Annotated in this window: 10 protein-coding genes; all 10 read right to left on the bottom strand. The window is 45.5% G+C overall.

Annotated elements, in window-relative coordinates; genetic code table 11:
- Window positions 1-52: 52 nt before the first annotated feature.
- The 10 genes from ftsZ to murE all read right to left on the bottom strand — a co-directional run bounded on the left by ftsZ (window position 53) and on the right by murE (window position 12,500).
- On the bottom strand, window positions 53-1,261 hold the full coding sequence (ftsZ, locus tag B5D54_RS05820) for a cell division protein FtsZ (RefSeq protein WP_078925591.1): 1,209 nt from the start codon (window positions 1,259-1,261) through the stop codon (window positions 53-55).
- A gap of 29 nt (window positions 1,262-1,290) precedes the next feature.
- Complete coding sequence (ftsA, locus tag B5D54_RS05815; RefSeq protein ID WP_078925590.1) at window positions 1,291-2,553, bottom strand: cell division protein FtsA; 1,263 nt, start codon at window positions 2,551-2,553, stop codon at window positions 1,291-1,293.
- A 14-nt stretch (window positions 2,554-2,567) separates the two neighbouring features.
- The gene (locus tag B5D54_RS05810; RefSeq protein WP_407834827.1) at window positions 2,568-3,314 is read right to left on the bottom strand and encodes a cell division protein FtsQ/DivIB; all 747 of its coding nucleotides are present in this window, start codon (window positions 3,312-3,314) and stop codon (window positions 2,568-2,570) included.
- 179 nt (window positions 3,315-3,493) lie between these two features.
- Window positions 3,494-4,957: a UDP-N-acetylmuramate--L-alanine ligase gene (gene murC / locus B5D54_RS05805; protein WP_078925588.1), complete on the bottom strand. Its 1,464-nt coding sequence runs from the start codon at window positions 4,955-4,957 to the stop codon at window positions 3,494-3,496.
- Window positions 4,958-4,967: 10 nt separating this feature from the next.
- A complete protein-coding gene (murG, locus tag B5D54_RS05800; protein WP_078925758.1) occupies window positions 4,968-6,038 on the bottom strand; it encodes an undecaprenyldiphospho-muramoylpentapeptide beta-N-acetylglucosaminyltransferase in 1,071 nt (356 codons plus the stop codon).
- Entirely contained in the window at window positions 6,025-7,215 is a 1,191-nt protein-coding gene (gene ftsW, locus B5D54_RS05795; RefSeq protein ID WP_078925587.1) for a cell division protein FtsW, read from the bottom strand. The genes murG and ftsW overlap by 14 nt, the downstream gene beginning before the upstream one ends.
- A 5-nt stretch (window positions 7,216-7,220) precedes the next feature.
- Window positions 7,221-8,555 (bottom strand): UDP-N-acetylmuramoyl-L-alanine--D-glutamate ligase, encoded by a 1,335-nt coding sequence (murD, locus tag B5D54_RS05790; protein ID WP_078925757.1) that lies wholly within the window; start codon window positions 8,553-8,555, stop codon window positions 7,221-7,223.
- Between the two features lie 23 nt (window positions 8,556-8,578).
- The gene (mraY, locus tag B5D54_RS05785; RefSeq protein ID WP_078925586.1) at window positions 8,579-9,661 is read right to left on the bottom strand and encodes a phospho-N-acetylmuramoyl-pentapeptide-transferase; all 1,083 of its coding nucleotides are present in this window, start codon (window positions 9,659-9,661) and stop codon (window positions 8,579-8,581) included.
- The gene (gene murF, locus B5D54_RS05780) at window positions 9,658-11,019 is read right to left on the bottom strand and encodes a UDP-N-acetylmuramoyl-tripeptide--D-alanyl-D-alanine ligase (protein ID WP_078925585.1); all 1,362 of its coding nucleotides are present in this window, start codon (window positions 11,017-11,019) and stop codon (window positions 9,658-9,660) included. The genes mraY and murF overlap by 4 nt, the downstream gene beginning before the upstream one ends.
- A complete protein-coding gene (murE, locus tag B5D54_RS05775) occupies window positions 11,016-12,500 on the bottom strand; it encodes a UDP-N-acetylmuramoyl-L-alanyl-D-glutamate--2,6-diaminopimelate ligase (RefSeq protein WP_078925584.1) in 1,485 nt (494 codons plus the stop codon). The genes murF and murE overlap by 4 nt, the downstream gene beginning before the upstream one ends.
- Window positions 12,501-12,532 lie beyond the last annotated feature (32 nt).

The following is a 12,532-nucleotide window of genomic DNA, read 5'->3' as shown; positions in this document are numbered from 1 at the left end:
ACCGACCGGAATTCTACCAGAATTTTGAACAGTGTCAAATTGTGGCGTTATATTAGTCAGCCTGACGACGTAAAAAAGCTGGAATATCTAAGTATCCACTTTCCTTATCTGGCTTAGTAGCAGCACTTTGACTAGCCGAAGAAGAAGAGCCTACTGCCGCAGAGGGCTGAGCTTTCACTTCTTTTTCTTGCAAAGGTTGTGCCACTCTCTCTTCCACTTTAGCCGCCGGAGCCACTGTCTGAGGTTGAGCAACCGCTGCTGTTTTGCTTTTTCCGCCTGCCACCAAAGTGATATCCGGTTTCTTCTCATTACCAATACCAGTAGCAACCACAGTAACACGGATTTCATCGGCCATATCAGGGTCAAGAGAAGTACCAATAACCACGGTCGCATTATCTGAAGCAAACGCTTTAACGGTGTTACCTACCGTTTCAAATTCGTCCAGACGCATATCTAAGCCAGCGGTAATATTCACCAGTACACCACGAGCTCCTGCTAAATCGATATCTTCCAACAGAGGGCTAGAAATGGCCATTTCAGCCGCTTCTTCTGCTCTATCTTCACCTCTAGCAATACCACTCCCCATCATGGCATGTCCCATTTCTGACATCACGGTTCTTACGTCTGCAAAATCGACGTTAATCATACCAGGGCGAGTAATGAGCTCAGCAATACCTTGAACTGCATTCTTTAATACATCGTTCGCGCTAGCAAAGGCTTCAAGTAGTGTGATTCCACGACCTAATACTTTAAGTAGCTTCTCATTTGGAATCGTAATTAAAGAGTCAACATGTTTTGATAACTCTTCAATTCCTTGTTCTGCAAATGCAAGACGCTTTTTACCTTCAAAGCTAAATGGTTTGGTAACCACAGCAACCGTTAAAATACCCAGCTCTTTAGCAACTTCAGCAATCACTGGGGCAGCACCGGTTCCTGTACCTCCACCCATACCAGCGGCGACAAATACCATATCGGCACCCGATAGAATTTCTTTAATTCTATCTCGATCTTCGAGAGCGGCGTCACGTCCAACTTGTGGATTAGCCCCCGCACCTAAGCCTTTCGTAATATCGCCACCAATTTGAATAACACTACTCACGGTTGCTTTACGAAGTGCTTGCGCATCTGTATTGATACTGATGAATTCCACGCCTTCGATGGACTCACGCACCATGTGTTCTACGGCATTACCGCCGCCACCACCAACCCCAACGACTTTAATTACGGCATCGTCAGACATTTCCATCATCGGTTCAAACATGTGTTATCTCCGTTTTTCCTGCTGTCAGGTTAAAACTCTTTTTGTATCCAGTTACGCAAACGACTCAATAAGCTCGACATTGATTGGCGCTTTGGCTCTTGATATTCAGCATCGTCGTTAATTTGACTGTCTCTTGCGTAATGAAGTAAACCCACTGCCGTAGAATGATACGGCTCTTTTACATAGTCAGTAAGCCCACTCACTTCAAGCGGCTTACCAACCCTAACTTGATTGCGAAACACCCGTTCCGCACAATCGACAACACCCTCAATCTGCGCAGCGCCACCCGTTAAAACGATACCAGCAGCAAGATGGTGTTTAATTCCATCTTTACGCAAATTTTCTTGAACCGTGTCAATTGTCTGGTTAACCAACCCCATTAATTCAGTGTAGCGGGGCTCAATGACTTCCGACAAGGTTTGTCGTTGTAAACTCCGCGATGGGCGCCCCCCCACACTGGGAACATTAACCGTATCATCCTTGCTGACCAACTCACTTAGCGCACAACCGTATTTCACTTTGATTTCTTCAGCATCGCTAACTGGCGTACCAAACGCGAATGCTATATCACTGGTTACCGCATTGCCCGCATAAGAGAGAACTTCCGTATGTCGAAGTGCACCGCCAGTCCAAATGGCAATATCCATTGTTCCTGCGCCGATATCGATCACACAAACTCCGAGTTCCCGTTCATCTTCAGTAATCACTGCATGACTGGCGGCTAACCCTGAATACACTAACTGCTCAACTTTCAAACCGCAACGTTCAACAGCTTTAATAATGTTTCGAGCCATATCATTATGGCAAGTAATAAGGTGGACGCTCACTTCCATGCGCACACCGGATAATCCGAGTGGATTTTTTATGCCTTCTTGATAATCAATCGTAAATTCTTGAGGAATGACATGTAAAATCCGCTGTTCATCGCCAATTTTTATCGATTTTGCCGTATGAATAGCTCGGTCCATATCCTCTTGAGAGACTTCTTCATCAGAGATAGTTCCCATTCCCTTTTCTATTCGACTAGCAATATGTCTGCCAGAAATAGATAAATATACATTATTGATTTGGCATTCCGCCATCAACTCAGCTTGGTCAATAGCACGTTGAACCGACTTTACGACCGACTCGAGATCATTGACGCCACCTTTATCCATGCCGCGAGAAGGGCTACTGCCTGCACCGATAATATTGATTTGACCATCAGGAAGAATTTCCCCCACTAACGCAGATACGGTAGCAGTTCCAATATCTAACCCGACAACAAGACTGTCATTGGTCATTTTCGTCATTTGTACTCTCTTCGTCACTCTTGCTCTGCGAACCAACCAACTGCGGCACCGGTGTCATATCTAAGATCAATATAACTGATACGCTCAATATCACGCCCCAGTTGACGATAGAGCAGAAAAAAGCGCGCAATGCGCTCATCTAGGGATTCTTTCCCTATTTCTAATCGGATACCGTTATCCAATATAATTTGCCAAGCTCTGCGCTCATTAAGCACCAAAGAAGAAATATTTAACCCAACAGTTCGAAAACTAGGGTTATATTTTCGCCATGCAGCGAGTACTTCTATCGCACTATCATCAGGTCCATAGAGCTTGACGTATTCTTGTTTGACAATGCTAATATCTCCATTGAAGACAACCCCTTTATCATTCAATAGAGTATTTCCATTCCAAATCGCCGCCACTTGATGTTCCGTTAAAAATACCTTGATGGTATCTGGCCACTGCTTTCTTATTGACGCATGGGCCACCCAAGGGATTTCTTGTGCTCGGCTTTGTAGGACATCGATGTCTTGTGACATAAACGTGCCAATATGCTCTAGTTGAGCAAAGGCTCGCTGTACATCCAAGGTTGATACATACTGTAAATTCCCTTGTAAAACGAGCTTAGAAAGTGGAAGACGATGTTCATCCCACATCCAACTGATCGTTGAGTACAGCAAAGCGCCAAGCAACAGCAGCACCATCAAGAAAAAACAGCCACCTGCGGCGTGTTGTTTTACTTGAGATGAAGCGGAAAAACGGCGACTTTCGGTTAACATGCTGTTAATCAAAGTCCGATGATCCTGATGTTGATTGGCAATGTGATTCCCTATTTATTTTACAATAGAGGCAAAAGCTATTGGCTTTAACCTTTGAATTATACTGAGGTGCAGGAAAGTATCAAATACTCAAATACAGAAATTGCCGATAAATTGCCACATTGCTTCAGTTATGCAACTTATTTATGTTCTTGCATCTGTTTAATATCTAATTTTAACTCCGCCAGTTGTCGAGCAATCTTACCAATATCTCCCGCCCCTTGCGTCAAAATCAAGTCACCATCTTGCAGAATATTGGCTAATATCGATGGCAAAGCTTTCGTTTCTGGAACGAAGATCGGATCAATTTTGCCTCGGCTGCGAATCGCTCGGCACAAAGAGCGCCCATCCGCCCCTGCTATTGGTTTTTCACCTGCGGAATACACTTCCAACATGACCAAAACATCAACTTGTTCTAGTACATGAGCAAAATCATCATACAAATCCCGAGTTCGAGTGTAGCGATGTGGTTGAAAAATCATCACTAGTCGTTTTTCAGCCCAACCGTTTCGGGCAGCCTTGATGGTAACATCCACTTCGGTAGGATGATGACCATAATCATCCACTAACATGACGCTACCTTTTCCTGTTTCAAACTCCCCAAGATGATCAAATCGACGCCCTGTTCCTTGCGTTTTGACCATCGCACGCAAAATAGCGTCATCCTCTATTTCATCTTCACTCGCAACCGCTATGGCCGCCGCCGCATTAAGGGCATTATGACGCCCAGGAATATTGAGTGTGATATCTAAATTTTCTTTGCCTTTGCGAAGGATGGTGAATTTACCTTGCTGACCTTGTTGCTGATAGTTTTCAATTCGGACATCGGCTTGTTCGGAAAAACCATAGGTGATCACCTGACGGCTGATGCGAGGAATAATCTCACTCACCACCGGATCATCTAAGCACAATACCGCTTGACCATAAAAAGGAAGGTTGTGCAGAAAATCAATAAAGGTCTGTTTAAGCGTTTCGAAGTCCCCTCCATAGGTATCCATATGATCCGCTTCAATATTGGTAACGATGGTTACCATTGGTTGCAAATAAAGAAACGAAGCGTCACTTTCATCGGCTTCAGCAATCAATATTCGGCTCGACCCCAAGCGTGCATTGGTTCCTGCACTTTTTACCAAACCACCATTAACAAAGGTCGGATCTAATCCTGCTTCAGAATATATTTGAGTCACTAATGCGGTTGTCGTTGTTTTGCCATGTGTTCCAGCAACAGCGATGCCGTGTCGAAAACGCATCAATTCAGCCAACATTTCAGCTCGGCGAACAATCGGAATTCGATTCTCACGTGCCGCTATAATTTCAGGGTTATGTTCATTAATAGCCGTTGATACCACCACCACACTCGCCTGTTGGACATTCTCCGCTTGATGACCCATATAGATAATGGCACCTTTATTGGTCAATCGATCTGTCACAGCATTAGCGGCTAAGTCAGATCCTGTAATGGTATACCCTTCATTGAGTAACACTTCTGCAATACCACTCATCCCAGCCCCACCGATACCAATAAAGTGAATGCTTTTTACTCGGCGCATTTCCGGAATCAGAGCGCGAATTTGTGCCAAATCTTGGGTATGTTTTACTGTCATTCATTGTTTCTCATTGTTTGTTAGCGGTGATGGTCACAATGGCCTCAGCCACCACTTTATCAGCATTCAACTTAGCAGCAGCTCTAGCCTTCTTAGCCATCATCAATAGTTGCCGACGATCCAGTGGTTTAATGGTATCAACCATGCTTTCCACCGTGAGTTGTGGCTGTTCAATCATCAAGGCGGCCTGGCAAGCCACAAGGTGATCTGCATTGAGTGCTTGTTGGCGATCTTTATGCATAAAAGGAACAAAGATAGCGGCGACCCCTGCTGCCGATATTTCAGAGACGGTTAAAGCACCAGAGCGGCATACGATAAGATCAGCCCAAGCATAAGCTTGAGCAACATCATCGATGAATTCAAAAACCTCAGCTTGAGTTACCCCATTTTGAGCATAGGCCTGTTCGACTTCTTGTTGATTATGCTTGCCCGCCTGATGACGAATTTGGTATCCCTCACCTAAACGAGCGATAGCTTGAGGCATGGTTTGGTTTAAAACACGCGCCCCTTGGCTGCCTCCCATCACTAAAATGCGGATAGGACCTTGTCTGGTGGATAAACGTGCTACAGGTTCTATCAATTGAGTGACATCAGAACGTACTGGGTTACCCACCACAGGAACACCAGAAAAAGCCCCCTCAAAGGCTTGGAATACTTGCGTTGCTATTTTGGCTAACCAACGGTTAGTCAGCCCAGCCACGGCATTTTGTTCATGCAGAATAACCGGAATACCTTGTAACCAAGCCGCAATGCCACCAGGGCCACTCACATACCCACCCATACCGAGTACAGCATCGGGTTGCCACGCTTTCAAATGGCGACGTGCTTGAAAAATGGCATTCATGATTTGCCAAGGGGCGGTGAGTAAACGTAATACCCCTTGTCCACGTAAGCCTTTCACACGAATGAAATCAATCTCAATCCCATGCTTAGGCACCAACTCCGCTTCCATTCGATCGGCGGTTCCTAACCAACGAATTTCCCAGCCTTGTTGCTGTAGCTGTTTGGCAACCGCAAGCCCAGGGAAAACATGCCCACCTGTTCCCCCCGCCATCACCATTAATCGTTTATTCTTTTTCATCATTCTTTTTTTCTGTTCTTGTATGGGAGAGGCGGCACTCATGATCAATACGCAATAAAATGGAAACAGCAATAGACATGATAATCAAGCTAGACCCACCGTAGCTGATCAGCGGTAAGGTTAACCCTTTCGTTGGTACCATACCCGCAGCCGCCCCAACATTGACTAACGTTTGAAAGGCAAACCAAATACCAATGCCAAAAGCCAGGTACCCCCCAAATTGCAGATCATGCTCAAAGGCTTTCTTACCGATAAATAATGCTTTCAAGACCAAACTAAAAATTAAAACAAGCACCAGAACAACGCCCACAAAACCTAACTCTTCAGCCATCACAGCGAAGACGAAATCAGTATGAGCTTCAGGCAAATACTCTAACTTTTGAATAGAATTACCTAAACCTTGCCCTAACCACTCACCTCGCCCAAAGGCCATTAATGATTGAGTGAGCTGGTAACCACTGCCAAAAGGGTCGTCCCAAGGATCAAGGAAAGAAGTCACACGGCGAATACGATAAGGCTCAGCGGCAATCAAGGCGAGGACGGCTAAAATTCCTGCCACCATCAAAGCTAGAAATTGCGATAGTTTAGCGCCTGCAATAAACAGCATACCAAACAAGGTAACCAACATCACAATAACCGTCCCTAAATCCGGCTGCCCCAATAGCAATACAGCTAACGCGCCAAACACCATGATGGGTTTCATAAAACCGCCAAAAAAAGTTTTCCGAACCTCTTCTTGTTTTCGCACTAAGTAGCCTGACATAAAGATGAACAAGGAGAGTTTCGCCACTTCCGCGGGTTGCAAGTTAAATATTCCTAATGGAATCCAACGAGAAGCGCCATTTACCGATTTACCCGCGACCAGCACAATAATCAGTAGGAAGAATGATACCGCCAGCAATAATGAGCTATAACGCATCCAGCGATCAACGGGAACTTGCAATACAATAGAGGAGGTCAATAACGCCAACAGCAAAAAAATGCCATGACGAAACATGAAGTGAAACGGTTGATCGGTCAGACGAGAACTGATTGGAAAGGAGGCAGAGGTCACCATGACTAGACCAATCAACATCAACCCCAAAGCTAACCAAACCAGCTGGCGATCAAACAGCGCCTGAGGAGACGGTGTTTTTAACCAACGGATCACAGCATGGTATGAGGTTGAGAAAGCCAAAATAATTACCTTTTCACAGATGCGTACTGCTTAGCCAACGCAGCAAAAGCATCGCCTCGGGCCATAAAATTTTTAAATTGATCGAAACTTGCACAAGCAGGAGAAAGCAGCACCATATCCCCAGATCTCAACTCTGGATGGATACTTTGAATCGCTTCATCCATAGTAGTAAAGAACTGTGCAGAAGGGTGCAGCGATATAAATTGATCGCCATCGCGCCCAAAACAACACAGCCTCACTGGCAATTGCGCTAGTACGGGTTTAAGAGCGCTAAAATCCGCCCCTTTGCCAACGCCACCAACCAGTAAGAATAGGCGTCCAGAAATCGCTAAGCCAGATAAGGCAGCCAATGTACTGGCCACATTGGTCGCTTTAGAATCATTAACCCACCGAATGCCGTCATTATCTACAACCAGCTGGCAGCGATGTGTCAACCCAGTGTAAGACTTTAAGGTTGGCAATGCGCTCAGGTAATCAACATTAGCGGCATCCAATAGTGCCAATACGGTTAATACATTGGCAATGTTATGACGTCCAACCAAGCTCAGCTCATCCACGGGTAAAACGGGAATACTTTTCGCCAATAACCACTCTTGCCCCTGATAAGAAGCCACCCGATAGTCAGCCAAATGATCATTTAACCCAAAAGTTATCTGAGTCGAGGAATTATGCTCAGGAAACGTTTGTTGATCATCCGCATTCACAATCGCCGTTTTAGCATGCTGGAAAATACATAATTTGGCTTGTCGGTACGCTTCCATTCCCACATATCGATCCATATGATCTTCTGATAAATTCAAGAAAGCCCCAGCAACCAACGCTAAACTTGCTGTTGTTTCTAATTGAAAACTCGACAGTTCCAATACATAAAGATCCGCTTCTTGTACCAACAAATCGAGAGCGGGAACACCTATATTGCCACCAACGGCCGTTACAATACCGGCGGCTTTCGCTAACGCTCCCGTTAAATCAGTCACCGTACTTTTACCATTGGATCCCGTAATCGCAATCACAGGTTTATCCACATGCCAAGCGAACAGTTCAATGTCCCCAACAACAGGAATGCCTTGATTGAGAGCTTGCTGTATCTCTGGGGTTGCCAAAGCAATACCTGGATTCGTGACAATTAAATCCGCATCAAGCAGCCATGGTAAGTGCCAACTACCACGATGAAAAGGAATCGACTCGGCAAGTTGCTCTTGTCCAGGAGGAGCCTCTCGTGTGTCCATCACTTTCACCGAAACAGTGGGGTGATAGCGACGTAAATAATTAACGACAGAGAGCCCGGTAATACCGAGCCCAACGACCACAACATGCTGAATGCCTTGCCAACGATCCATTTTCATTTGCTACCTAAGTGTGCTTAACGAACTTTAAGCGTCGCTAAACCGATTAGAACCAATACAATAGAAATAATCCAAAAACGTACGATCACTCGTGGTTCTGGCCACCCTTTCAACTCATAATGATGATGGATAGGGGCCATACGGAAAATACGTTGCCCACGCAATTTATAAGAGCCCACCTGTAAAATAACAGACACCGTTTCCATCACAAACACGCCGCCCATAATCACCAACACAAACTCTTGTCGAACCAAAACGGCGATAGTCCCCAGTGCGCCACCTAATGCTAATGAGCCGACATCGCCCATAAACACTTGAGCTGGATAAGTATTAAACCACAAGAAACCAAGCCCAGCCCCCACCATTGCTGTACAAACAACGACGAGTTCAGAAGTATATGGGATATAAGGGATATGCAAATAATTGGCAAACTGAACATTCCCCGTCGCCCAAGCAATCGCACCAAACGCAGCAGCCACCAAGACGGTTGGCATAATGGCAAGCCCATCTAGCCCATCGGTCAGGTTTACCGCATTACTGGTCCCGACGATAACAAAGTAGGTCAACACTATATAAAACAAGCCAAGTTGAGGCATGATATCTTTAAAGAAAGGCACCACCAGTTGCGTTGCTGCGGTATCTTGCCCATGTGCATACAAAGCAAACGCGACCACCAATGCAATGGCGGATTGCCAAAAATACTTCCAACGAGCAATAAGCCCATCGGTATTTTTGCGCACCACTTTACGGTAATCGTCCACAAAACCAACCATACCGTAACCCGTTAACACCGCCAATACAGCCCAAACATAAGGATTAGATAAATCCGTCCACAATAATACGGTAATGATGATCGAGGCTAAAATCATCACTCCCCCCATGGTTGGCGTTCCCCGCTTACTAAAATGAGACTCGGGGCCATCATTACGGACCACTTGGCCAATTTGTAATAGCTGTAATCGTTTGATCAGACGAGGCCCCATCCATAACGATAAGCCTAACGCAGTCAAAATGCTGACAATGGCACGGAATGATAAATATTCGAATAATCGAAAAAACGAAAAATATGGCTGGAGCAACTCGGCAAGCCAAATAATCATGAGTATTTCTCCTTGAGAGCAGCAACAATATGGCTCATTCCTGAACGGTTCGCCCCTTTGACGAGCAAAACATGAGAACGTTCTGATTGTTGTTCGAGTTGCTGCTCAATAAACATAAACATATCTTGATGGGTATCGAAATGCTGACCATGACAGCATTGGCTGATCACTCGCGCATCCTGTCCGTACGTCAAAACATAATCAAATTGGAATGGGGCAGCATGTTTACCGACTTGCTGATGAAGTGCAAGACTTTCCTTTCCTAACTCAGCCATATTACCCAAAATTAACCAACGAACCCCAGAAAAAGAGCCTAATAAATCGATGGCCGCTTTCATGGCGGGTACACTGGCATTGTAACTATCATCAATAAGACGAATATTCGAGGTCAGAGGGGTCACATCGACTCGACCTTTGATGGCCAAGAGATGTTCGAGCCCATATTTAACGTCGGTAAGGCTTGCTCCCATTTCCATGGCTAAAGCACTCGCGGCTAACGCATTAGCCACATTATGTTGCCCAATCATGGTTAAGGAAACATGAGTCTCACCCAGTGGGGTGACTAGCGTGAAACTCGCTTTCCCCTCATCATTTAATACAATATTCCGAGCAAAAAAGTCAGCTGACGGTTGGCTAACCGAAAATGTTTTTACACATTTATTGGCCAATAGCGCATCCCAATATTCGCCACCATGACTATCTAAATTAACTAACGCCGTTTTACCTTCCGTTAACCCTTGATAAATTTCACCTTTGGCTTGCTTTACCCCATCAAGAGAGCCAAAACCTTCCAAATGTGCGGCGGCCACATTATTCACTAAGGCAACATCGGGTTTAACCAAACCTACCGTATAAGCAATTTCACCTTGGTGGTTAGCTCCCAGCTCAATCACAGCAAAATCATCTTGAGGCGTAGAACGTAACAAGGTTAATGGCACACCCACATCATTATTAAAGTTGCCTGCGGTAAACAGAACTTGCCCTTTTACCGATAAAATGCTGGCCGTCATCTCTTTTACTGTCGTCTTACCACAACTTCCAGTAATAGCTACGGTCAAGGTTTGGCACTGTTGATGTACCCAAGCCGCCAGTTGCCCAAGTGCTTGTTTCGTATCATTAACCACCAGTTGAGGTACATCAACCTTCAATGGACGCTCAACGAGCAGTGCACAAGCCCCCGCCTCTACTGCTTGTTGAGCAAACTGGTGAGCATCAAACCGTTCCCCAACTAATGCCACAAAGAGGGCTTGCTGACCCATCTGGCGAGTATCGGTGGAGACAGAATCAATGGAACAGCTTTCCCCAATTAACTGAGCCTTTAACACGCTACAAAGTGATTCTAAGTTGGTTGGTATCATGCAAAACGCTCCAATAAAATGCGTGCTGATTCTCGATCGGAATAGTGAACGGTTTGGTGTGCGAGAATCTGGTATTCTTCATGCCCTTTTCCCGCCAGTAAAATAATGTCATCTTCGATGGCGTGTTCTAGAGCATATGCTAGCGCTTTAAAGCGATCATGCTCGACATAAGCCTGTTGATGCGTCAACCCAGCCAGCATATCTTGGATGATATCATCCGGAGATTCACTGCGTGGGTTGTCATCGGTTAAAATCACCTCATCCGCAAACTGTTCAGCAATCGAGGCCATCATAGGGCGTTTGCCTTTATCTCGATCACCACCGCAACCAAAAATCACCCATAATTTTCCGCGGCAGTGAACACGCAATGCCTGTAACGCTTTTTCTAGTGCATCGGGAGTATGCGCGTAATCCACCACAACCTGAGCTTGACCACGAGAACGAAACAGTTCCATTCGTCCAACAACAGGTCGCAGTTGAGTTGCTGTCTCAAGTAGAATGTTTTTATCGATTCCTAAGCTCAGCAAGGTCGCCAATGCAAGCAACACATTGCCAGCATTGAATTCACCGATCAAAGGAACATTCAAATGCCCCTCTCCCCACTCTCCTGAAAAATCGAGCGAAATACCATTTTCAGCATAATGAACCGAAGTTGCCCACAATGCTTGCTGAGTGTTCGGTTGGGTATGCAGTGAAACGCCAATCGCACGGGGTAACCTCCTTCCCCAGCTTACACCCACCGGATCATCCACATTGATAATGGCTTGTTGGCAATCATGTTCAGTAAATAGAGAGAGCTTAGCCTCGGCATAAGCCTCCATCGTACCATGATAATCAAGGTGATCTCGGCTGAGGTTGGAAAAGACCCCAGCAACAAAAGGAACGGTTTTGACTCGTCCTTGAACTAATCCATGTGATGAGACTTCCATTGCGGTATAACAAGCCCCATCTTCGGCTAACTGCCGCAACGTAGCTTGGACTTCAACAGCATTTCCCGTGGTATTAGGCGTAGCTCGTAATGACGATAAAAAACCATTGCCCGTCGTCCCCATTACAGCCGTTTTTTGTCCTGTTGCCTCAAGCCACTGGGCAATTAACTGGCTAATGGTGGTTTTCCCATTCGTTCCCGTAACAGCAATCACCTGATTATGATGGCCGCCATACACTCGCCCCGCCAATTCAGATAAAATTGCAGGTAAGGCATCAAGAAAAAGAACCGGTATCCTGCCTTTAAACTCGAGATGTCCATGAGGAAAAACCTCACACGCTTGAGCCAAGACTAAATTCGCTCCTTGCTCAATGGCTTTATCGATAAATTGCCGCCCATCTATGGCATGCCCCTGAATGGCAATAAAAGTATCACCCGGCTGAATATGGCGACTATCTAGTTGTAACTGCTGGACAAGGCAAGGTTCTAAACGTGGATCGCTGACGTTAAGCCAAGGAGCCAATAACTGAGCTAAAGGATGGCGAGTATTCATGGTTATTCCACATTACTATTCATAGTTAAACG

Origin of the sequence: Vibrio cincinnatiensis DSM 19608, assembly GCF_900167345.1 — a bacterium.
GTDB classification, from domain to species: Bacteria; Pseudomonadota; Gammaproteobacteria; order Enterobacterales; family Vibrionaceae; genus Vibrio; species Vibrio cincinnatiensis.
This window is presented reverse-complemented; position numbering and strand designations above follow the sequence as displayed.